Source organism: Brevundimonas sp. FV1ye7S, from assembly GCF_058680995.1.
Map to the genome: position 1 here is coordinate 1,465,644 of NZ_CM178726.1, position 23,133 is coordinate 1,488,776.

17 protein-coding genes are annotated in these 23,133 nt (G+C 67.7%); 9 read left to right on the forward strand and 8 right to left on the reverse strand.

Annotated elements, in window-relative coordinates; genetic code table 11:
- Positions 1 to 15 precede the first annotated feature (15 nt).
- From ACW18C_RS06970 to ACW18C_RS06995, 6 genes are all read left to right on the forward strand, one after another.
- The gene (locus tag ACW18C_RS06970; protein WP_492073661.1) at positions 16 to 2,997 is read left to right on the forward strand and encodes a TonB-dependent receptor; all 2,982 of its coding nucleotides are present in this window, start codon (positions 16 to 18) and stop codon (positions 2,995 to 2,997) included.
- Between the two features lie 77 nt (positions 2,998 to 3,074).
- Positions 3,075 to 4,544 (forward strand): glucoamylase family protein, encoded by a 1,470-nt coding sequence (locus ACW18C_RS06975; RefSeq protein WP_492073663.1) that lies wholly within the window; start codon positions 3,075 to 3,077, stop codon positions 4,542 to 4,544.
- Positions 4,541 to 5,809, forward strand: a complete 1,269-nt coding sequence (locus ACW18C_RS06980) for a sugar ABC transporter substrate-binding protein (RefSeq protein WP_492073665.1) — start codon at positions 4,541 to 4,543, stop codon at positions 5,807 to 5,809. The genes ACW18C_RS06975 and ACW18C_RS06980 overlap by 4 nt, the downstream gene beginning before the upstream one ends.
- Positions 5,806 to 6,738 (forward strand): carbohydrate ABC transporter permease, encoded by a 933-nt coding sequence (locus tag ACW18C_RS06985; RefSeq protein ID WP_492073667.1) that lies wholly within the window; start codon positions 5,806 to 5,808, stop codon positions 6,736 to 6,738. The genes ACW18C_RS06980 and ACW18C_RS06985 overlap by 4 nt, the downstream gene beginning before the upstream one ends.
- Complete coding sequence (locus tag ACW18C_RS06990; protein ID WP_476694196.1) at positions 6,735 to 7,550, forward strand: carbohydrate ABC transporter permease; 816 nt, start codon at positions 6,735 to 6,737, stop codon at positions 7,548 to 7,550. The genes ACW18C_RS06985 and ACW18C_RS06990 overlap by 4 nt, the downstream gene beginning before the upstream one ends.
- A gap of 152 nt (positions 7,551 to 7,702) precedes the next feature.
- The gene (locus ACW18C_RS06995; RefSeq protein WP_492073670.1) at positions 7,703 to 10,906 is read left to right on the forward strand and encodes a discoidin domain-containing protein; all 3,204 of its coding nucleotides are present in this window, start codon (positions 7,703 to 7,705) and stop codon (positions 10,904 to 10,906) included.
- A gap of 180 nt (positions 10,907 to 11,086) precedes the next feature.
- Here the strand turns inward: ACW18C_RS06995 and topA are convergent, their stop codons facing one another.
- The 3 genes from topA to plsY all read right to left on the reverse strand — a co-directional run bounded on the left by topA (position 11,087) and on the right by plsY (position 15,561).
- Entirely contained in the window at positions 11,087 to 13,717 is a 2,631-nt protein-coding gene (gene topA, locus ACW18C_RS07000; RefSeq protein ID WP_492073672.1) for a type I DNA topoisomerase, read from the reverse strand.
- Positions 13,718 to 13,855: 138 nt separating this feature from the next.
- Positions 13,856 to 14,926, reverse strand: a complete 1,071-nt coding sequence (gene dprA, locus ACW18C_RS07005) for a DNA-processing protein DprA (RefSeq protein ID WP_492073674.1) — start codon at positions 14,924 to 14,926, stop codon at positions 13,856 to 13,858.
- Positions 14,923 to 15,561, reverse strand: coding sequence for a glycerol-3-phosphate 1-O-acyltransferase PlsY (gene plsY, locus ACW18C_RS07010; protein WP_035308749.1), 639 nt, complete (start codon positions 15,559 to 15,561; stop codon positions 14,923 to 14,925). Before plsY ends, dprA begins: the two co-directional genes overlap by 4 nt.
- Positions 15,562 to 15,688: 127 nt before the next feature.
- Between plsY and ACW18C_RS07015 the strand changes: the two genes are divergently transcribed.
- Positions 15,689 to 16,621 carry a glycerophosphodiester phosphodiesterase family protein gene (locus tag ACW18C_RS07015; RefSeq protein WP_492073676.1) on the forward strand — a complete coding sequence of 311 codons (933 nt, stop codon included), beginning with the start codon at positions 15,689 to 15,691 and terminating at the stop codon, positions 16,619 to 16,621.
- A 69-nt stretch (positions 16,622 to 16,690) separates the two neighbouring features.
- A complete protein-coding gene (gene ubiM / locus ACW18C_RS07020; RefSeq protein ID WP_492073678.1) occupies positions 16,691 to 17,872 on the forward strand; it encodes a 5-demethoxyubiquinol-8 5-hydroxylase UbiM in 1,182 nt (393 codons plus the stop codon).
- Positions 17,873 to 18,053: 181 nt separating this feature from the next.
- Here the strand turns inward: ubiM and pyrC are convergent, their stop codons facing one another.
- The 5 genes from pyrC to ACW18C_RS07045 form a co-directional block, all read right to left on the reverse strand.
- The gene (gene pyrC / locus ACW18C_RS07025) at positions 18,054 to 19,325 is read right to left on the reverse strand and encodes a dihydroorotase (RefSeq protein WP_492073679.1); all 1,272 of its coding nucleotides are present in this window, start codon (positions 19,323 to 19,325) and stop codon (positions 18,054 to 18,056) included.
- Positions 19,325 to 20,305, reverse strand: coding sequence for an aspartate carbamoyltransferase catalytic subunit (locus ACW18C_RS07030; RefSeq protein ID WP_492073681.1), 981 nt, complete (start codon positions 20,303 to 20,305; stop codon positions 19,325 to 19,327). Before ACW18C_RS07030 ends, pyrC begins: the two co-directional genes overlap by 1 nt.
- A gap of 64 nt (positions 20,306 to 20,369) precedes the next feature.
- Positions 20,370 to 21,293 carry an AEC family transporter gene (locus ACW18C_RS07035; RefSeq protein ID WP_492073683.1) on the reverse strand — a complete coding sequence of 308 codons (924 nt, stop codon included), beginning with the start codon at positions 21,291 to 21,293 and terminating at the stop codon, positions 20,370 to 20,372.
- Positions 21,290 to 21,769, reverse strand: coding sequence for a Holliday junction resolvase RuvX (ruvX, locus tag ACW18C_RS07040; protein WP_183195670.1), 480 nt, complete (start codon positions 21,767 to 21,769; stop codon positions 21,290 to 21,292). Before ruvX ends, ACW18C_RS07035 begins: the two co-directional genes overlap by 4 nt.
- Positions 21,770 to 21,828: 59 nt before the next feature.
- A complete protein-coding gene (locus ACW18C_RS07045; protein WP_492073685.1) occupies positions 21,829 to 22,407 on the reverse strand; it encodes a hypothetical protein in 579 nt (192 codons plus the stop codon).
- Positions 22,408 to 22,843: 436 nt separating this feature from the next.
- On the opposite strand from ACW18C_RS07045, the gene gatC reads away from it, so the two are divergent.
- Positions 22,844 to 23,131, forward strand: a complete 288-nt coding sequence (gene gatC / locus ACW18C_RS07050; RefSeq protein ID WP_008261275.1) for an Asp-tRNA(Asn)/Glu-tRNA(Gln) amidotransferase subunit GatC — start codon at positions 22,844 to 22,846, stop codon at positions 23,129 to 23,131.
- Positions 23,132 to 23,133: the final 2 nt, after the last annotated feature.

Consider the following 23,133-nt stretch of genomic DNA (forward strand, 5'->3'; position numbering starts at 1 on the left):
GGAGGGGACTTCAGGATGATCAAGTTCAATACGCGTAGCGCGGCCCTGGCCGCCGTATCCGCCTTCGCCATCACCGCAGGCTTCGCCGGCGCGGCGACGGCGCAGGTCGCGACCTCGACCATTCGAGGCAGCGTCACCGACGGCGCTCAGGCCGAGCCTGGCGTCACCGTCGTCGCGCGCGACGTCAACTCGGGCTTCACCAACCGTACCACGGCCAACGCCCAGGGCGGCTATACCCTTTCCGGCCTTCGTCCCGGCACCTATGAGGTGACGGTGACCACTGCGGACGGTGATACCGCCACCGACACCGTCTCCATCGGCGTCGGTCAGGTCGGCAACCTGGATCTGGTCGTCGCGGACGCGTCGGGTGCGACCAATGTGGGCGAGATCGTGGTGGTGGGCCGCCGTCTGGTGGAAGTCCGCACGCCGGAGAGCGCCACCAACGTCACGACGCAGCAACTTCAGACGCTGCCGCAGTTGAACCGCAACTTCCTGAACTTCACTGCCCTGGCCCCGGGCGTTCGGGTCGGGACAAACCAGAAGGAAAGCCAGATCACGGCTGGCGGTCAGCGGGCGGAAGCGGTCAACGCCTTCATCGACGGGGCCAGCCTGAAGTCCAACATCATCGCCGGCGGCATCGTCGGTCAGGATGACAGTCGCGGGAACCCCTTCCCGTTGGCGGCGGTCCAAGAATTCCGCGTCGTCAGCCAGAATTTCAAGGCTGAATACGAGCAGGCCTCCTCGGCGATCATCACAGCGGTGACCCGCTCGGGCACCAATGAATTCCATGGGGAAATCTTCGGCACCTACCGTGATCAAAGCATGGTCACCCAGGATGTGTTTGCCGAACGTCGAGGCGAAGAAAAGGCCGACCTGAACGTCAAACAATATGGCGCAGCCTTGGGCGGCCCGATCATTCAGGATCGCCTGCACTTCTTCGGCAGCTATGAGCACAAGGAAGAAAACGAGGCGGCCGTGGTGAACCTGGGTCGTCAGGATCCAAAGTATCAGGCACAGTTCGCTAACTACCTCGGCACCTTTGCGACGCCGTTCGAAGAAGATCTGTATTTCGGCAAGCTCAGCTTCCAGCCTGCGGAAGGTCATCTGATCGATCTGAGCGTCACCTATCGTGACGAAGGCGAAGTCGCCAGTGTCGGCGGGGCAAACTCCGTTGATCGCGCGACCGGTCTGCAGCAGACGACCAAGAGCGCCAACCTGCGTTATCAGTGGCAGGGGCAGGGCTTCCTGAACGAGGTCGCCATCGATTACAGGAATTACCACTACAACCCGACAGCGGCCAATTTCGACACGCCGGGGGCCAGCTATCGGGTATTCGATCGCGGCTATGATCCCTTCGGCGGGGATACCATCCTGAACATCGGTGGCGCCAACACCCGCCAGGACATCACGGACGAGTCGGTGACCTTCCGTAACGACCTGACCCTCAACGAGGTCGAGTTCAAGGGCTTCCACACCATCAAGATGGGCGTGAAGTTCTCGAGCCAAGACTATCACGTCGAGAAGGAGTTCGGCCGCAATCCCGAGTTCTTCTATGATGTGGACGGGATCGGCAGCGGCGACGCCTCGGTGCCCTATCGGGTTCAACTGGGTAATGCTTTCCCGACCGTCGACCTGACGAACAAGGTCTATGGCGTCTATATCCAGGACGACTGGCGGATCACCGACAAGCTGGAGCTGAACCTCGGCATCCGCTGGGACTATGAGGACAACGCCAGCAACCCGGACTATGTCACGCCTCAGTCCGCCGTGGACGGCCTGAACCAGTGGATCGCTTCCACCGACGGCGGCAAGCTGGCCGGCTATGCACCCAGCTGGTTCAACATTGGCGACTACATCTCGACCGGCGACAATCGCGATCCTTACGCCAAGGCCTTCCAGCCGCGGATCGGTTTCTCCTACGACGTCTTCGGCGATCGCGGCACCGTGATCTTCGGCGGCGCCGGGCGCTATTATGATCGGGTGAATTTCAACTTCGCCTTCGACGAGATCGCCAAGCCGTTCGACAACTCCAAGAACGCCTTCTTCACGACGACGCCCGGGGCGGTTCAGGACGGCAGTTCTGCCAATCCCTTCCTGTGGAACGCGTCCTACATGACGACGTCCGGTCTGGATGCGCTTCTGGCGACCATTCCCGCCAAGGGCGAAGCCTTCCTGTTGAAGAACGATTACGAGCCGCCGCGCACCGACCAGTTCAATCTGGGCGTCCGCCAGCGGGTCGGCGACTGGCAGACCGAGTTCACCCTGGCCTATGGCAAGACCGAAAACGAGTTCACCTGGCAGTATCTGAACCGCTGCCGCGAACCCAACTACGGCAACGACGGCGACGGCTTCGGCGACAACGGCGGTTGGTGCGGACCGGGCGGCAGCAATCCGTATCGCAGCTATCTGGTCTCGGACCACAACAAGGAACGCGAGTTCACGGCCCTCTACGTCAAGCTGGACAAGCCCTACACGCGTGATTCAGGCTGGGGTGTGAACATTGCCTATACCCTGTCTGACGCAAAGCAGAACGGCGGCAACGATAACTTCTGCTTCGACTGCTTCTCGGTAGAGGCTTCTCCGATGCGCAATTCGGCGAACAACGAGCGTCATCGGATCGTGGCCAACGGCATTCTGGACCTGCCGCTGGACTTCCAGCTCTCGGGCATCCTGACCCTGGGTTCGGGCACGCCGTTCGAAGTCTATGACGGCACGGGTTCGAACTTCTACTACCGACCCTACGGTGCTTATCCGGAGAAGGAGAACTTCTTCATCCCGAACGCCTTCGCCTATCGCAATCTGGATCTTCGTCTGACGAAGAAGATTGATATGGCAGGGGCCGGCGAGCTGCAGGTCTATGTTGATGCGATCAACGTGTTCAACTTCAAGAACTACAGCGGCTTCAACGGCGATGCTGGCACGCCCAACTTCGGCAACCCCAGCAGCGTGCAGTATCCGACGCGGTCGTTCCAGATCGGCGCCCGCTACGCCTTCTAACTCCCTCTGAGCCTGGGCCGCCTTCCGCTTGCGCGGGAGGCGGCCTTCTTCTTGATACAGACCCAGTGAGCGTGCCCATGAACCGCCGAAACTTCCTGATGCGAACCACGGCCGGGGCTGCGGCCCTGGCGGTCGGCGGCATGGTCGCAGGCCAGGCGGCGGCGCAGCAGGCGGTCACGGGCGCAGTCAACGGGATCGAACGCCGACCCCTGCGGCTGGACCGCGAGATCAACGAGCTTCAGGAACGCACCTTCCGCTGGTTCGAGAAGGTCACGGATCGGCGCACCGGCCTGACGCCCGATCGCTGGCCCACGCCGTCCTTCTGCTCCATCGCCGCGGTCGGTTTCGCCCTGACCTGCTGGCCCATCGGCGTCGAGCGCCGCTGGATGAGCCGGGACGAGGCGCGCGAACGCACCCTGACCACCGTCCGCTATTTCTACAGCCTGCCCCAGGGACCGGAGCCGACCGGCACGGCGGGGCACAAGGGCTTCTTCTATCATTTCCTCGATATGGAGACCGGGCTTCGCTACCGGACCAACGAGCTGTCGACCGTGGACACGGCCCTGCTGATCGCCGGCATGTTGTTCGCCGCCCGCTATTTCGACGGCGACCATCCGGACGAGGTCGAGATCCGCAGCCGGGTCCAGGCCCTGTACGAGCGGATCGAATGGGACTGGGCCGTCGTGCGCGACAACCGGATCACCATGGGCTGGCATCCGGAGAGCGGCTTCATCCCGTCCGACTGGCATGTCTATAACGAGGGGATGCTGCTGCTGCTGCTGGCCATCGGCAGCCCGACCCATCCGGTCTCGGTCAATGTCTGGCACGAATGGGCCGCCAGCTATGACCAGAGCTGGACCGACCGCTGGGGCAGCTGGCACCTGAATTTCGCGCCGATCTTCGGCCACCAGTACAGTCATATGTACGTCGACTTCCGCGGCATCCAGGACGCCTGGATGCGGGGCCAGTCGGCCCAGATGGGCGAGTATCTGGACTATTTCGAAAACAGCCGCCGCGCCGTCTACGCCCAGCAGAAATACGGCCACGACAATCCGGGCCAGTGGGCCGGCTATTCGTCCGAGACCTGGGGTCTGACGGCCTGCGACGGGCCGGGCGATTTCAAACAGACCATCAACGGGGTCGAGCGCGAGTTCTTCAGCTATTCGGCGCGCGGTCCAGGCGATCGGGACGACGGCACCATCGCCCCCACGGCGGCGGCCAGCTCCATCGCCTTCGCGCCCGAGATCGTCGTGCCCTGCATCAAGGCGATGAAGAGCCGGTTCGGCGCGGGGATCTATACCGAGTGGGGCTTCCTCGACAGCTTCAACCCGACCCTGACCCAGCGCGACGGGCCCTTGCAGCACGGCAAGATCATTGACGGGGTGGGCTGGGTCGCCGACGACTATCTGGGCATCGACCAGGGGCCCATCGTCGGCATGACCGAGAACCATCGCTCCGACTTCATCTGGCGCTACATGCGCGGCGAGCCGCACATCCGTAAGGCCCTGGAGACGGCGGGCTTCACCGGCGGCTGGCTGAACGCATGACCTCTGGCCCGCACAGGCGGGGCGCCCTGGCGCTGCTGGCGGGCGGGGCGGCGGCGGCCTGCACGCCGCGTCGCGAGGGCGAAACCGTGCTGCGCTTCTGGGCCATGGGCAATGAGGGCGGCACGGTGGGCCAGCTGATGCCCGAGTTCGAGCGCCGCAACCCCGGCGTCCGCGTCGCGGTCCAGCCCCTGCCTTGGACGGCGGCGCACGAGAAACTGCTGACCGCCTACGCCGGCGACTCCCTGCCGGACGTCAGCCAGATCGGCAACACCTGGGTGTCGGAACTGACCGCCATCGGCGCCCTGTCGCCGACTCCGCCGGCCGCCGCCGACCTGCTGACCGATCAGTTCGAGGCGGTGCTGGAGACCAACGAGGTGGCCGGCCGGGCCATGACCACGCCCTGGTACGTCGATACGCGTCTGTTGTTTTATCGCACCGACCTTCTGGCCCGCGCCGGCTTCGGCGCCCCGCCCCGGGACTGGGCCGAGTGGAAGCGGGCCATGCACGGGATCAAGCGCGCGGCGGGGGGCGCTGACTACGCCATCCTGCTGCCGTTGAACGAGTTCGAGCAGCTTCTGACCTTCGGCCTTCAGACCGAGGAGCCCTTGCTGCGGGACAGGAATACGCGCGGCAACTTCTCCAACCCCGGCTTCATCTCGGCCCTGGCCTTCTATCGCAGCCTGTTCGCCGAGGGCCTGGCGCCCCTGGCTTCGGCGGCGCAGATCTCCAACGTCTGGACCGAGTTCGCGCGCGGCTATTTCAGCTTCTACTTCTCCGGCCCGTGGAGCGTGGGCGATTTCCGCAGCCGCTTGCCGGCGTCGTTTCAGTCCAGCTGGGCCACGGCCGGCGTGCCGGGACCGAACGGCCTGGGCGCCTCGGCGCCGGGCGGGTCCAGCCTGGCGGTGTTCAAGTCCTCGCCGCATCAGGAGGCGGCCTGGGCCCTGGTCCGCTATCTGTCCGAGCCGGCCGTCCAGGCCCGGTTCAACACCATCGTCGGCGATCTGCCGGCGCGGAAAAGCGCCTGGGACATCGCCCAGGTGGAGCGCGACCCCATGCTGGCGCCCTTCCGGGCTCAGCTGGAACGCGCCAAGGCCGTGCCCAAGGTTCCGGAATGGGAACGGATCGTGACTGAGATGCAGATCGTCGCCGAACGGATGGTGCGCGGCGAATATACGCCCGAAACCGCTGCGGCCGAGATCGACCGCCGCGCCGACCGGCTGCTGGAGAAACGCCGCTGGATGATGGAGCAGGGCAGGGCCGTATGACCGTCGCCGATCCGACATTGGCCCGAGTGAAACCGTCGCGCGGACGCGGCGCGCGGGAACGGGCGGCCTGGGGCTTCGTCGCCCCGGCCATGATCGCCATCGGCCTGTTCTTCGCCCTTCCAGTGATCGCGGCCCTGCTGCTCAGCCTGACCGACTTCGACATCTACGCCCTGGCGAACCTCGACAATCTGCGCTTCGTCGGCCTGCAGAACTACGAGCGGCTGATGACCAATCCGCTGTTCTGGGGCGCGATGAAGAACACCCTGACCTTCGCGGTCCTGGGCGTGCCCCTGTCCATTGCGGCCTCGCTGGCGGCGGCGGTGATCCTGAACGCACGGGTGGTGAAGTGGCGGCCGATCTGGCGGGTCATGTTCTTCGCCCCCTATGTCACCACCCTGGTCGCCACCGCCGTGGTCTGGCGCTATCTGCTGCACACCCGCTACGGCGTCATCAACTGGGGGCTTGAGAGCATCGGTCTGCCGGCCGTCGACTGGCTGGGCCAGCCCTCGACCTCGATCCCCGCCATCCTGATGTTCGTGGTCTGGAAGATCTTCGGCTACAATATGCTGATCTTCCTGGCGGTGCTTCAGACCGTGCCGGACGATCTGTACGAGGCCGCCCGCATCGACGGCGCCGGGCCGTGGAAGCAGTTCCGCCATGTCACACTGCCGGCCATCGCGCCGACGATGTTGCTGGTCTCGATCATCTCGGTCGCCAGCTTCTTCCAGCTGTTCGCCGAACCCTATGTGATGACGCAAGGCGGCCCGGCCCAGAGCACGGTGACGGTGCTGTATTTCATGTACGAGGAAGGCTTCAAATGGTGGAACCTGGGCTCCGCCAGCGCGGTCGCCTTCGTCCTGTTCCTGTGCATCCTGGCCATCACCCTGGTGCAGCTGGCCGTGGCCAAACGGGTGGGGGCGTACCAGTGAAGATCCGATCCATCCTGCTCAACCTCGCCGTCGCCCTGATCGCCCTCATCGTCCTGTTTCCCTTGGTCTGGATGGCGTCGGTCAGCTTCATGCCGACCGGCGAGGCGGCCACCTTCCCGCCGCCCCTGGTCCCGTCGCGCTGGACGCTGGAGCACTATCAGGACCTGTTCCTGAACCAGGGCATGGGCCGCTATCTGTGGAATAGTTTCGCCCTGGCGACCCTGGCCACCATCCTGGCTCTCAGCTTCACCGTCCCGGCCGGCTACGCCTTCGCCAAGCTGAAGTTCACCGGGCGCGAGCGGCTGTTCCAGTTCCTGGTCGCCGCCCTGGTGGTGCCGGCCCAGATCGGCACCCTGCCGCTGTTCCTGATGCTGAAGGGGATGGGACTGGTGAACACCTATGCCGGGGCGCTGGTGCCCTGGCTGGCCTCGATCTTCGGCCTGTTCCTGGTGCGCCAGTATGCGCTGAGCATTCCCGACGAAATGCTGGAGGCGGCCCGCATCGACGGCGCGAACGAAGGCCAGATCTTCCGCCGCATCGTCCTGCCGACGCTGCAGCCGATCATCGTCACCCTGGGCCTGTTCGTCTTCCTGGGCAGCTGGAACGACTTCCTGTGGCCGCTGATCATCCTGACGGACCAGTCGAACTATACACTGCCGGTGGCGCTGGCCGCCCTGTCGCGCGAGCATGTGCAGGACATCGAACTGATGATGGCCGGCGCTGTCGTCACAGTCGCGCCCGTCCTGATCCTCTTCCTCGCCCTGCAACGCTACTACATCCGCGGCATGCTCGCGGGCAGCGTGAAGGGGTGATCCTTGTAGCCCTCTACTGCCGTCATCCTGGGCCTTGTGCCTAGGATCCATAGACTCCGTCGAGGACGGGACGCACGCCTTCGACACCGGGCGTATGGATCCTCGGGACAAGCCCGAGGATGACGGCAACAGAGGAAATTGGAGTAATCCGAATGCGTATCCTGACCTCTGCCCTCGCGCTCAGCGCCGCCCTCATGGCCGCCCCCGCCGTCGCGCAGGACACAGGCGTCCTCGACAGCATGGACGACGCGTCGCGGTGGCAGGCCAGCGCCTCCACCGACGTCCACGCCGCCGTCTCCGCCGTCGCCGGGCATGACGGCCGCGCCGTGCGGCTCGACTACGACTTCGACGGCAAGGCCGGCTATGCGGTGCTCAGCCGGCCCCTGCCGTTCGACCTGCCCGACAATTACGAGATCAGCTTCTGGGTGCGCGGCGCCGGGCCGGTCAACACCTTCGAGGTCAAGCTGACCGACGCCTCAGCCGAGAACGTCTGGTGGAAACAGACGGCCCGCTACGACTTCCCCGACGGCTGGACGAAGTTCGTGATCAAACGCCGCCAGGTGTCCAAGGCCTGGGGCCCCAGCCCGGAGACGGTGCTGCGCCGCGCCGAACGGGTCGAGTTCGTCGTGGTGGCGGCCGAGGGCGGCAAGGGCGCCGTCGAGATCGACCAACTGAGCCTGCGCGCCCTTCCGGTTGATCCCGCCGTGCCGCCCCAGCCGATCGCCGCCGACGGCCGGCCACAGACGACCGCCGCCAACGGTGTCGATCTGGACCCGAAGACGGCCTGGACCCCGCCGGTGGGCGAACTGTCGGCCCTGACCCTCGACCTGGGATACGAGCGCGAGTTCGGCGGCCTGACCCTGCGCTGGGGCGAGCGGGGGGCGGCGGCGGACTATCGGATTTCCGCCTCGACGGACGGACGGGACTGGCGCGAGCTGGCGACGGTCACGGGCGGGAACGGCGGCGTCGACTGGCTGCGCACGCCGGAGGCGACCGCCCGCTGGCTGCGGCTGGAGCCGCTGAAGCCGGTCCCCGCGTCGGACGTGGTCGGCTCGTCCGGCGCCGGTCAGCGGCTGGGCGCGGGGCAGGCGACCGCCTATGCGCTGAACGAGATCGAGGTCGAGCCCCTGGCCTTCGGCGAGGACGCCACGGCCTTCGTCGAGGCGGTGGCCAGGGAGAACCGGCGCGGCCTCTATCCACGCGGCTTTTTCGGGGAACAGCCCTACTGGACCCTGGTCGGCGTGGACGGCGGCGGCGAGAGCGGCCTGATCGGCGAGGACGGCGCCGTCGAACTGCGCCGCGCCGGCCCCAGCATCGAACCTTTCGTCGTCGACAACGGGCGGCTGATCACCTGGGCCGACGTCGATATCGACCAGGGCCTGAAGGACGGCGACCTGCCCATACCGTCCGTGACCTGGACCGCCCACGACTGGACGCTGAAGATCACCAGCTTCGCCGATGGTGCGCCCGACCAGGCGCGGCTGTGGGGCCGCTATGACCTGACCAACACCTCGAACCGGCCGCGTCGCCTGACCCTGGCCCTGACGGCGCGACCGTTCCAGGTGAATGGACCCGTGCAGTTCCTGGCCATTCCGGGCGGCGTGGCGCCCGTGGAGCGGATCGCCTGGGACGGCGCGAGCCTGACGCTGAACGACGACGTCCGGGTCCACGCCCTGACTGCGCCGGACGCCGTGGCGGCTTCGAGCTTCGATGCAGGGGCAGATCCTCAATCATTGATTCTACCGTCGGCGCGACGGCCCGCCGGCGAACCGGTCATGGTCTCCGACCCCACGGATCTGCCGGCCGGCGCCCTGCTGTATGAGGTGATGCTCCAGCCCGGCGAGACACGCACCTTCGGCTTCTTGTCGCCGCTGGCGGGCGAGACGCCGCAGGCCGGGCAGGGCGTCGCCGCGCTGGATCAGGCCGAGCAGGCGCTGGCTGCCGAATGGCGCGAGAAGCTGGACCGGGTTGACCTGACCCTGCCGCCCGCCGCCCAGCGGATCGAGGACGCGTTGAAGTCGTCGCTCGCCCATATGCTGATGTCGCGCCAGGGGCCGATCCTCCAGCCCGGCACCCGCAGCTACAACCGCTCCTGGATCCGCGACGGCGCCATGATGGCCGAGGGGCTGAACCGGCTGGGCATGGCCGAGCATTCGGCCGACTATCTGCGCTGGTACGCCCCCTATGTATTCGACAACGGCAAGGTCCCTTGCTGCGTCGATGCGCGGGGCGCCGATCCCGTGCCCGAGAACGACAGCCACGGCGAGTTCGTCTTCCTGGCCGCCGAGACATACCGCTACACCGGCGACGAGGCCCTGCTGCGCCAGGTCTGGCCCCAGGTTCAGAAGGCGATCGCCTACATGGACGAGCTGCGCGCCTCCACCCGCACGCCTGAGTTCCAGACCCCCGACCAGCGCCATCTGTACGGCCTGCTGCCGCCGACGATCAGCCACGAGGGCTATTCGGACAAGGCGGCCTATTCCTATTGGGACGATTTCTGGGGCCTCTTGGGCTACAAGGACGCGGTCTTCATCGCCCAGACCCTGGGCGACGCCGAGGCCGCCGCCCGCTACGCCGCCGCGCGGGATCAGTTCGCCGCCGACATTCGCGCCTCCATCGTCGCGACGGTCCAGTACCACGACATCGACTGGATCGCCGGCGCCGCCGACCGCGGCGATTTCGACGCCACCTCGACCACCATCGCCCTTTCGCCGGCGGGCGAGCAGGATAATCTTCCGCCGGAACTGCTGGCGCGAACCTTTGACCGTTATTGGCAAAACTTCCAGAACCGTCTGACCAATCGCACCGCGTGGAAGGACTACACCCCCTACGAATGGCGGCTGGTCGGCGCCTATGTTCGACTGGGCCAGAAGGACCGCGCCCTGGCGGTGCTGGACTTCCTGATGGCCGACCGCCGGCCCGAGGCCTGGAACGGCTGGGCCGAGGTGGTGGGACGCGACAAGCGCGAGCCCCGCTTCATCGGCGACATGCCGCACGCCTGGATCAGCTCCGACTATATCCGCTCGGCCCTCGACCTGTTCGCCTACGAACGGGACCGCGACCACGCCCTGGTGCTGGCGGCGGGCGTGCCGGAGGCCTGGCTGGATACGAAGGAGGGCGTGGGGGTGAAGGATCTGCGTACCGCCTATGGGGCGCTGACCTACGCCTATCGCAAACAGGGGGCGGCCTATGTGCTGACCCTTGGCCAGGGCGCGACGCCGCCGGGGGGCTATGTGCTGCAATGGCCGGCGGGCGCGGGGCGGCCCGAGTGGATCCGCATCGACGGGCGGGCCGCGCAATGGTCCGGCGACGAGCTGGCGATCCCCTTGGGCGCGCGGCGGGTGGAGATGCGCTGAGTATACACCTCCCTGCGCGCGAAGGCGCGCGGGGTGGACAGGCGGGAGCGTCAGCGGACGCCAGGAGGGGGCGACACGGTGTCAGAAGCTGGCGCGGTCATCACCGACTTCGGAGTCGCCCCCTCCTGATCGCTACGCGATCTGTCCTCCCCGTTCGCCTTCGCGAACGGGGAGGTGAGGTCAGTCTTCCGTCTTGGCCTTGGTTTTCTTCGCCGGCGCCTTCTTGGCGGCGGGCTTCTTCGCAGCCGCAGCCTTCTTGGGCGCAGTCGCCTTCTTGGCCGCCGGAGCCTTCTTCTTCGGCGCCGCGCCGGCCTTGGCGGCCAGCAGGGGCAGGGCGTCTTCAACCGTCAGGTCTTCGGGCGCCGTGCCCTTGGGCAGGGTGGCGTTGATCTTGCCCGACTTGACATAGGGGCCGAAGCGGCCGGCCATGACGTGGATCGGCTCGCCCGTCTCCGGGTGGGCGCCCAGGTCCTTCAGCGGGGCGGTGGCGGCGCCGCGACCGGGACGGCCGGCGCGCTTCTCGGCCAGCAGGGCGACGGCGCGGTTCAGGCCGACCTCGAACACCTCGTCGATGTCCGAGACGTTCGCATAGGTGCCGGCGTGCAGGACGAAGGGCCCGTAACGGCCCAGGCCCGCCGTGATCATCTTGCCGTCCTCGGGGTGAACCCCGACCTCGCGCGGCAGGGCCAAGAGGCGCAGCGCCTGGTCCAGCGTCAGCGATGCCGGCGACCAGCCCTTGGGCAGGGACGAGCGTTTGGGCTTGTCGCCCTCGGGCGGCGTGATTTCGACATAGGGGCCGAAACGCCCGATCTTCAGCTGCACCGGCTGGCCGGTCTCGGGATCCATGCCCAGTTCGCGATCGCCGCTTTCCGCCGATCCGTCTTCAGCCGAAGGGCTGGCGACAGGACGGGTGTATTTGCAGTCAGGGTACCGTTCGCAGCCGATGAAGGCGCCGAACCGGCTGGTCTTCAGGCTGAGCTGGCCCTGGTGGCACAGCGGGCATTCGCGCGGGTCGGACCCGTCTTCCTTGGCCGGGAAGATGTGGGCGCCCAGCGACTCGTTCAGCGCGTCCAGAATAGCCGTGGTGCGCAGTTCGCCGGCGGCCTGGGTCGCGGCGTGGAAGTCCGACCAGAACTCACGCAGCAGCACCTTCCAGTCCAGTTGACCAGCGGACACCTCGTCCAGACGCGTCTCCAGCGCGGCGGTGAAGTCGTATTCGACCCATTTCCGGAAGAATTGCTCCAGGAAGGCCGTGACCAGCCGCCCCTTGTCCTCGGGATAGAAGCGGTTCTTGTCGACGCGGACATATTCCCGGTCGCGCAGGGTCGACAGGGTTGAGGCGTAGGTCGACGGCCGGCCGATGCCCAGCTCTTCCAGCTTCTTGACCAGGGTGGCTTCCGAATAGCGCGGGGGCGGTTCGGTGAAATGCTGGTCGGTGCGAATGGCGTCGACCTTGGCCTTGGCGCCTTCCTTCAGCGCGGGCAGGCGGCTGGTGTCGTCGCCTTCATCATCCCCCTCTGCGCCCTTCTGCTTCTCGTCGCGGCCTTCCTCATAGACGGCCAGGAAGCCGTCGAAGGTCACCACCTGGCCGGTGGCGCGCAGGCCGGTCAGGCCGTCCGAGGTCTCGATATCGACCGTGGTGCGGTCCATCCGGGCCGCTTCCATCTGCGAGGCGACCATCCGCTTCCAGATCAGCTCGTACAGACGCTGAAGATCGGATTCGAGGCGCAGGCTGTCCGGATGACGGGCGATGTTGGTCGGCCGGATCGCTTCGTGCGCTTCCTGAGCATTCTTGGCCTTGGTCTTGTAATAGCGCGGCTCTTGCGGAACGAAGGCCGGGCCGAACTCCTTGCCGATGACCTCGCGCGCCTGGGCGATGCCCTCGGGCGTGGTCTGCACGCCGTCGGTCCGCATATAGGTGATCAGGCCGCCGGTCTCGTCGACGCCCTCATATAGTTTCTGCGCCGCCTGCATGGTGCGCTGGGCGCTGAAGCCCAGTTTGCGCGACGCCTCCTGTTGCAGGGTTGAGGTGGTGAAGGGCGGGGCCGGATTGCGGCGGACGGGCTTCTTCTCGACCGAGTTGATGGTGAAGTCGCCGGCGTCGATGGCCGCGCGCGCAGCGGCGGCGGTCGCCTCGTCCTTGATGTCCAGTCGCTGGACCCGCTTGCCGGCGTGCTTGACCAGACGGGCGGTGAAGGGCGGGCTGTCGGCGTTCAGGTCGGCCTCGATGGACCAGTATTCCTGCGCCTTGAACTTCTCGATCTCCATCTCGCGATCGACGACGATGCGCAGGGCGACGGATTGGACCCGCCCGGCCGAGCGCGCGCCCGGCAGCTTGCGCCACAGGACCGGCGACAGGGTGAAACCGACCAGATAGTCCAGCGCCCGGCGGGCCAGATAGGCGTTCACCAGCTCCATGTCGATCTGGCGCGGCGCGGCCATGGCGTCCAGGACGGCGGACTTGGTGATGGCGTTGAAGGTGACGCGTTCGACGTGCGTGTCCTTCAGCGCCTTCTTCTTGTTCAGCACCTCGAGCACGTGCCAGCTGATGGCTTCCCCTTCGCGGTCGGGGTCGGTCGCGAGGATGACGCGGTCGGCGCGCTTAGCGGCCTCGGCGATTTCGGACAGGCGTTTGGCTCCCTTGGCGTCGGCCTCCCAGTGCATGGAGAAGTCGTCGTCGGGCAGGACCGATCCATCCTTCGACGGCAGGTCGCGGACGTGGCCGTAGGACGCCAGAACCTCATAGCCGGAGCCGAGGTATTTATTGATGGTCTTGGCCTTTGCGGGGCTCTCGACGATAACGAGGTTCATGCGTGTTCGGTCTCGGGAAGGGGCGCGAACGTGGTTGGAGCGGAGCCATGTGTCAATGCACCGGCCGCCGGACGCCCGTAAACTTGCGGAATATCGGGTGACTATCACGGATCGAAGACGAATCCGGAAGAGACTTCACTATATGGACGCGAGACCGCCCGGCAGCAGCTCCGCACGGCCCGCCAGGCTCAGTTCCAGCAGGGCGGCGGCGACCTGGCCCATGGGGGCGTTCAGGGCGCGGGCGATCTCGTCGCGCGGCGTCGGGGTGGGGGACAGCAGGGCGGCGACCCGGTCCAGGAAGGCGTCGTCCACCTCGCCATAGTCCATGGGATCCGACGGCGGCGCGCGCAGGGTGCGCAGGGTGTTGAAGGCGCGCTCGATATCCTCGATCCCCTCGCAGAGGATGGCCCCCTGACGCAGCAGTTCGTTGGGGCCCTTGGCGCGCGGGTCCAGCGGCGAGCCCGGCACGGCGAAGACGTCGCGCCCCTGTTCCGCCGCCAGCCGGGCGGTGATCAGCGAGCCGGACCTGATCTCGGCCTCGACCACCACGACGCCGCGCGACAGGCCCGAGATGATGCGGTTGCGGCGGGGGAAGTCCCGCGCCTGGGCCCGCGCGCCGACGGGGCTTTCCGACACGACGCAGCCCTGGTCGATCAGCCGCGCGTAAAGATCGGCGTGTTCGGGCGGATAGACGTCGTCCACCCCGCCGCCCAGGACCGCGACGGTCCCTGTCGCCAGGGCGCCTTCATGGGCGGCGGCGTCGATGCCGCGCGCCATGCCCGAGACGACCACATGCCCCGCCTGGCCCAGTTGCAGCGCCAGGCCGCGCGCGATCCGCTGTCCGCCGGCCGAGGCGATGCGCGCGCCGACGATGGCGACGCAGGGCGCGTTCATCAGTTCGACCCGACCCCGGGTCCACAGGATCGGCGGGGGCGGATCCAGCGCCGCCAGCATCTCGGGATAGTCGGGATCGCCCAGCACCAGCAGGCGGGCGCCGACCCGCTCACCATCGGTCAGTTCGCGCTCGATCTTGGCGACGGGCGGGGGAATGGAGGCAGCACCGGAATTGCGGACCAGATCGGGCAGGACCTCTAGCACGCGAACGGCCGAGCCGTAGCGGCCCAGCAGCTGGGAAAAGGCGACGGGACCGATGCGGTCGGTGCGGGCGAGCCGCAGCCGGGCGAACCGTTCGTCCGCCGACAGGGTCACGCCTTCTTGGCCCCGATACGCGGTTCCTCGCCCTTCAGCAGCCGGGCGATGTTCTGGTGGTGGCGGACCCAGATCAGCACGGCGGCGAAGACGGTCAGGCACAGGATCGGCATGCCCACCGGCAGGCCGACGGCGGCCAGCGGCAGCAGGGCCAGCAGGGGCGCGGTCGCCGACGAGATCAGGGCCGCCAGCGACGAATAGCGGAAGACGAAGGCGCTGATCAGCCAGACCGCTCCGGCCATCAGCCCCAGCGGCCAGGCGGCGGCCAGCAGCAGGCCGTAGAAGGTCGCCACCCCCTTGCCGCCCTTGAACTTCAGCCAGACGGGAAACAGGTGGCCCAGGAAGGCCGCGCCGCCGGCGATGGCGCCCGCGACCTCGCTGTCGAACAGCGCCCGCGCGATCAACAGGGCGACGGCGCCCTTGCCGGCGTCCAGCAGCAGTGTGGCCAGGGCCAGGTCCTTGCGGCCCGTTCGCAGCACATTGGTCGCGCCGATATTGCCGGAGCCGATATTGCGCACGTCGCCGGCGCCGGCGGCGCGGGTGATCACGACGCCGAACGGAATCGAGCCGAGCAGATAGCCGCCCAGCGCGACCAGCGCCAAGGTCCCGATCGCGGGGCCTGCCAGATCCTGCACGTTGATTCTCTCCCCACGGAATGCTGTGGCAAAATGCGTCGGCGCGCCTTGCGGAGCAAGGGCGATCCGACCTCTTGACCCAATGATTGCCGCAGGGTCAGGTCCGCCCGCCCTGCCGGAGAGTCTGATGACCCGAATCCCCACCGCCGCCGCCCTGATTTTGTTGATTTCCACCTCGGCTTGCGTGGGCGCCGCGCCGGCGAGCCCGACCCCGACGGGGGCACCGGCCATGGCCGCCTATTTCGACTGTGTCCGCGACGGCGGCGTGGCCATCTCGGCGCACCGGGCGGTCTCGGCCATGGATCAGCCCGAGAATTCCAACGCCGCCATCCTGGCCACGGGCCGGGCCATTCCGGGCGCCATCCTCGAACTGGACGCGGTCCTGACCAAGGACGGCCATCTGGTCCTGATGCACGACGAGACCATGGATCGGACCACGACCGGCCAGGGCCGGGTCGCCGACCTGACCCTGGCCCAGGTCAAGGCCACGCGTCTGAAAGCCTCGAACGGAGCCCTGACCGAGGCCGCGCCCCCGACCCTGGCCGAGGCTCTGGACGCCGCCGGGCGCGTCGGCGCCATCGCCAGCCTGGACCTGAAGCCGGCGGACGGCGGAACCACGGTCGATCTGGCCCGCGCCGTGATCGATCAGGTGCGCCGCTCGGGCGCGCAGAACCGGGTCATTCTGATCACCTATAATGACGCCGACGCCCGCGCCGTGGCGGCCCTGGCGCCGGAGATGATGATCTCCGCCGGTCTGGACGGCGTCGAAAATCTGGACGGGTTGAACGCGTCGCAGATCCTGGCTTGGACCGGCACGCGCGAGGAGCGGCCCGCCCTGTGGTCGGCCCTGCGTCAGGCCGGCGTCGAGGTCCAGTTCGGCACCCTGGGCGCGGAGGGGCGCCGCCGCGACGACCGCTACGCAGCCGACGGCGACGTCTCGGAATATCGCGACCTGTATCGGCAGGGCGTGACCGTCATCGCCACCGACACGCCTCTGGCGGTCCAGTCGGTGCTGGGCGCCGAGGTCGCCAAGGCCGCGACCTGCCGCCGCCCGCGCTGACGCGACGATTTGCGCTCGATCAAGGAGCGGACGAACCGGCTAGGGCAGGAGGAGGATCAGGAGTTCAGCATGCGCGATGATCTGATGTTCGATGTGGCCGTGGTCGGGGCTGGACCCGCAGGCCTGGCCTTCACCCGGTCCCTGGCCGGGGCGGGGCTGACGATCGCCCTGATCGAGGGCCAGGATCAGGCCGCCCTGCGCGACCCGGCCTTCGACGGCCGCGAGATCGCCCTGACCCACAACTCGATCCGCCTGTTGAAGTCCCTCGACGCCTGGGACCGGATCCCGGCCGAGGATATATCGGACCTGCGCGAGGCGCGGGTGCTGGACGGCGGCTCGCCCTTCGCCCTGACCTTCGACGCCGGCGGCGCCGACCGGCTGGGCGTCCTGATCCCCAACCACCTGATCCGCCGCGCCCTGTTCGAGGTCGTGGAAGGCCAACCGGGCGTGACCCTGATGGCCGGACGGCGGGTGTCGAGCTGTACTGTCCAGGGCGCCGCCCCGCGCGGCCGGGTCGTGCTGGACGACGGGACGACGCTCCGGGCCAGGCTGATCGTGGCGGCGGATTCCCGCTTCTCCGGCGTGCGCGATCAACTGGGCGTCGGGGTCGAGATGAACCGGCTGGGCCGGTCGATGATGGTCTGCCGGATGCGCCACGATCAGGCGCACGGCCATGTCGCCACCGAATGGTTCGACCATCGCCAGACCGTCGCCCTGCTGCCGGTTGCGGATGTCGAGGAGCGGGTCTCCTCGGTCGTCCTGACCCTGGCCGCCCCCGCCATCGCCGACCTGATGCGCCTGTCGCCCGAGGCCTTTGCGGTCGAGATGGAGCGGCGACTGAAGGGCCGTCTGACCGGGCTGGAGCTGGTCGGAACCCGCCACGCCTATCCCCTGGCCACCACCTGGAGCCGCCGGTTCGCGGGCGAGGGTTTCGCCCTGATCGGCGACGCCGCCGTGGGCATGCACCCGGTCACCGCCCATGGCTTCAACCTGGGTCTGCGCGGACAGGATACGCTGGCCAAGGTGTTGAAGTCGGCGCGCGGCGGGGACATCGGGTCGGAACGCCTGCTGGCCCGCTATGAACGCGACCACCGCCTCGCCAGCTGGCCCCTGTACCAGGGCACCAACGCCCTGGTCCGCCTGTTCACCCAGGAGACGCCCCCGGCCCGTCTGGCGCGCGGCGCCGCCCTGCGCGCCGGCCAGGCGACGGCGCCGTTCAAACGGGTGGTGAAGCGGATGCTGACGGCGTGATCTGACTTTTCGTCATCCTCCGGCGCGACGCGACCGGGGGACCCAGCGGCGCGCGAGAGCGCGAACCTGTCGCGGACCAACTACTTCGACGCGGTGCGGCGGACGCATCGCCTTCGGCGCCGCTGGGTCCCCCGTTCTGCGCCGCGAAGAGGCGGCTTGCCGGAGGATGACGAAAGCAAGGTCAGAAGACTTTCCGGCCGCCCACCCAGGTCCCGATCACCTTGCCCTGCAGCCGTCGCCCGTCGAACGGCGAGTTCTTCGACTTGGACCGCAGCTTGTCCGCATCGACGATGATCGGCGCGCCGGGGTCGAACAGGACCAGGTCGGCCGGCGCGCCCTCGGCCAGCACCCCGGCGTCGAGGCCCAGCAGCGCCGCCGGTCCCTGGGTCAGGGGCCGCAGCACGTCCAGCAGGTCCAGCCCGTCCTCATGGTGCAGGGTCAGAGCGGCGGGCAGCAGGGTCTCCAGACCCACGGCGCCGGGCGCGGCCTCGGCGAAGGGACGGCGCTTGTCCTCTGCGGGGGCGGGGGCGTGGGCCGAGGTGATGACGTCGATCAGGCCCTCGCGCACCGCCTCGATCAGGGCCTGACGATCCGCCTCGGACCGCAGCGGCGGGTCCAGCCGGTAGAAGGTGCGATAGTCGCCGATATCCACCTCGTTGAAGCACAGGTGGTTGATCGAGACGCTGACGGCGACCTCCAGCCCCTTGGCGCGGGCCCGGGCCAGGGTCTCCAGCGCCCCTTCGGTCGAGATCTGATCGACCAGGAACCGGGCGCCGGTCTGTTCGACCAGGGCCAGGTCGCGCTCCAGCCCGATCCGCTCGGCGATGGCCGGGCTGCCGGACAGGCCCAGCCGCGTGGCCAGCTCGCCCGAGGCGGCCACGGCCCCCTCGGTCAGCCAGGGGTCGGACGGGCGGCAGGCGATCAGGGCGTTGAAGGCGGCGGCGTAGCTCATCACCCGCTGCAGGGTGCGGCTGTTGACGATGACCTTGTCGCCGTCGGTGAAATACAGGGCGCCGGCCTCGTCCATCAGACCGATCTCGGCCATCCGCTGGCCGTCCAGGGCCTTGGTCGCGGCGCCGGCCGCCCGCACATTGACCAGGTTCAGGGCCGCGCCGCGCCGCTGGATGAAGTCGACCATGGCCGGGTCATCGACGGCGGGATCGGTGTCGGGCTGAACCACGATCGTGGTCACGCCCCCGGCTGCGGCGGCAAGGCTGGCGGACTTCAGCGTCTCTTTCGGTTCAGCCCCCGGTTCGCCGGTCTTGACCCGGATGTCGATCAGGCCGGGGGCCAGGCAAAGGCCGTCGGCGTCGATCACCTGATCGGCATCGATCTGAGCCGCACCGTGAACGACGCGCACGATGCGGCCGTTCTCGATCAGGACGCCGCCAGGACCGTCATAGTCGCTGGCGGGGTCCAGCAGGCGGGCGTTGAGGATGGCGACGGTGGTCATCACTTATCCCCCCAGCGGGCCGACAGGGAGGCCAGTACGGCCATGCGGGCGGCGACGCCCATCTCGACCTGATCCTGGATCAGGGAGACGTCCAGGTCGTCGGCCACGTCGGAATCGATCTCGACGCCCCGGTTCATCGGCCCGGGGTGCATGACCCGGGCGCCCGGCTTGGCCCAGGCCAGCTTCTCGCGGTCCAGGCCCCAGAAGCGGAAATATTCGCGGGTCGAGGGCACCAGGGCGCCGGCCATCCGCTCCAGCTGCAGCCGCAGCATCATGACCACGTCGCAGCCTTGCAGCCCCTCGCGCATGTCGTGGAAGACCTCGCAGCCCCAACGGTCGGCGTCGCCGGGCACCAGGGTCGGCGGCCCGACCAGACGCACCCGCGCGCCCATCATCTGCAACATCGCCACGTTCGACCGCGCCACCCGGCTGTGGGTGATGTCGCCGCAGATGGCGACGGTCAGGCTGGTCACATCGCCGAAAGCCCGGCGCATCGACAGCAGGTCCAGCAGGGCCTGGGTCGGGTGTTCGTGGCGGCCGTCCCCGGCGTTGACGACGGCGCAGCCGACCTTCTGGCTCAGCAGCTCCGCCGCGCCCGAGGCCGAGTGGCGGATCACCAGAATGTCCGGCTTCATCGCATTCAGCGTCACCGCCGTATCGATCAGGGTCTCGCCCTTCTTCACCGACGAAGAGGCCACCGGCATGGTGACGACGTCTGCGCCCAGCCGCTTGGCGGCGATCTCGAACGAGGAGGAGGTGCGGGTCGAGTTCTCGAAGAACAGGTTCACCACCGTGCGGCCGTGCAGCAGGTCCAAGGCCTTGGACGACTGGCGATTGAAATCCACGAAGGCGTCGCCGAGGTCCAGCAGCTGCGGCGTGACGAAGGGGTTCAGATCCGAGGCGGCCAGAAAATGGGCCTTGGGGAACGGAACCAGCCGTTCGCGAATGGTCTGGTCGGTGACGTCGTGGGGCTGGGTCATCGAGACGCGCCTATAGGCGGGAGTCGGCGCAAACGCCAGTGTGGAGCGCCAGTCAGCGCCCAAATCAGGCGAAGTGGAACAGGGCCAGCAGCACCGGAATGACCACGGCGCTGCCGACGGTGGTCAGGGCGATGACCCCCGCGATCAGGGGCGCGTCCCCGCCCATCTGGCGCGCCAGTATGTAGGAGGCGGCCGATCCCGGCGCGGCCCCGCAGATCAGGGCGATCCCCTGGGCCAGATTGTCGCCGCCCAGCGCCCAGGCGATGAACCACATCAGCGGCGGCATGACCCCCAGCTTGACCAGGGTCACGGCGGCGATGGTTCCCTGGCGGCGCTTGACCTCGGCGAACGAAAGCCCCGCCCCGGCGACGATCAGGCCCAGAGGCAGGGCGGCCGCGCCCAGCAGGTCCATCGCGTCCGACAGGCCTGGGATCAGGGGGACGCGCAGCAGGTTCAGCGCCAGACCGATCAGACAGGCCAGCAGGATCGGATTGGCGATCATCGACCTGGCCAGGCCCAGGGCGGAGGGCTCGCGCCGCAACGACCCCCATTTGGCCAGCACCGCCACACAGGTGATGTTGGTCACCGGAATGATGAAGGCGATGGCGACCGCCGCCATGGCCGTGCCCTTCGAGCCATAGACCGACTGGATCACCGGCACGAAGACGAAACTGTTCCAGCGGATCACCCCCTGGAACACGCTGGTATAGGCCGGCCCGTCCAGCGGGATCAGCGGCCGCGCCGCGAACGTCGCCGCCGCCACGATCAGGGTCGCCCCCACCGCCGCCGCCCCCGCCACCGTCGCCCCGCCGCCCGACAGATCGGCATGCCAGATCGCCGGGATCAGGAAGCTCGGATAGAAGATGTTGATCGACAGTTTCTCGATCGGCCGCCACGCCTCATCGGGCAGGAAGCCGGATTTTCGCAGCCCATAGCCCAGGGCGATCATCAGAAAGACCGGCAGGACGCCGGCGATCAGCCCCGTCAAACCCAGGTCGCCTGATCCCGCACCCGATCCAGCGCGCCCTGCAAGATCCAGGCGGCGGCGGTGCGGTCCACGACCTGCGCCCGGCGCTTGCGGTTCAGGTCCAGGTCCTCGATCAGGAACCGCTCGACCGCGCTGGTGGACAGCCGCTCGTCCCAGAAGGCGATGTTGACCGGCCGCAGCCGCTCCAGATTGCGGGCGAAGGCGCGGCACGACTGGGCGCGCGGCCCCTCGGTTCCGTCCATATTGGCGGGCAGGCCGATCACCAGGGCCGAGACCTTGCGATGCGCCATCAGCTTGAACAGCTGCTCGGCCTCCAGCGTGAACTTGGACTTGCGGATCAGCTCCAGCGGCGAGGCGATCAGGCGCGTGGCGTCCGACACCGCCACCCCAATGGTCTTCTCGCCCAGATCCAGCCCCATCCACGGCGTGTCGGGCGGGCAGGCGGCGGGCAGGTCAAGGAGGTCGAGAACGGGCACGGCCTGCGGTTAGGACCGGCGCGCAGGGAAGTCAAAGGCGGAGGCTTATGGAAACAGCGTCAGGGCCGGCAGTCGCGGCTGTAGGCTTCGTCGTAAGGCTTGTCGAAACAGGCGATCAGGCCATCCAGGACGTCCAGATTCATGGGCCATTTCAACGTCAGACCGTACTTCTCTCCGAACGCGCGAGCCGATACTTCGAAGTCGGGCGGCGGCGGCGTGGCGGCCAAACGTGCTCGCGCGGCCTCCAGGCCGGCGCGATCACGGTTCAGAAAAGCGACGGTTCCCAGCGCATAGTCATGAAATCCGTCCGTCTGAAACGCCGGATTCACACCGGCCATCAGCAGGCGCACCGCAGGCCGAATCTGGCCAAGCGAGGCCCGCACCTGTCCCTCGTGCCAATAGTTGGTGTGAAGCTCGCTCTGGGTCAGGTCACCCCAGTGTGCTTCGCGATAAGCCGCCAACAGATCAGCCGCCGTCTCGCGACATTCCTTGAGCGCCGCCAGCGGTCGCCAGCCCCCATCCATGTCCTGATCGAACGCCTCCGGTGATAGGGCCAGCATGGCCTCCTTGTCGTAGGCGCAGGGATCGGGCGTCGGCGTGGACTGCAATATGACGGCGGCGATTGCGGCGAGCAGCATGACGTCATCCTTGGCGTGTGGGAGCTAAAGCAAAGATTGTGATTGCGGCGTCAATTGGACCGCAAGATTGGCGGTTGATGCACGTGAATGCGACATCCCGCTCGACTGGCCCCTCCGTATGGGAAGCGCGCCACAAGGCGGTCGAGATTTATTTGTGCACCACACCCTTCTGCGGCGACGCAAGGGTTTGCGGTCCGTTCCACCCCTTCGAACCATCGGCGTCTCGCCCAGGATTATAATGCCCTCCGAAATGCCGGAGGGGCGCGATGCAGTGGATTTTTGGCGGTTTGGCGGTTTGTCACCCTGTTTTTACGAACCCCCTTCCGGACATCGCCCGGCCTCCCGGTCGCCAGCGGGGCGATGTTCTTGTGAATCCCCGCCTGTGCCGCTAATCCGACCCCCTAGACCCCATTATCGACGTGCATTGGAGGGCCGCATGGCCATCGACGCTGCGACGGTGCGCAAGGTTGCGCATCTCGCCCGCATTAAGACCCCCGAGGATCGGCTGGAGCCGCTGGCCCAGGAGCTGAACGGCATCCTGCAGTGGATCGAACAGTTGAACGAGGTCGATGTCGACGGCGTCGAGCCCATGACCTCGAACGTCGCCCAGCCCCTGCGCCTGCGCGAAGACGTGGTCACCGACGGCGGCAAGATCGACGCCGTCCTGTCCAACGCCCCGAAGTCGGCCGACGGCTTCTTTGTCGTGCCCAAGGTGGTCGAATAGTC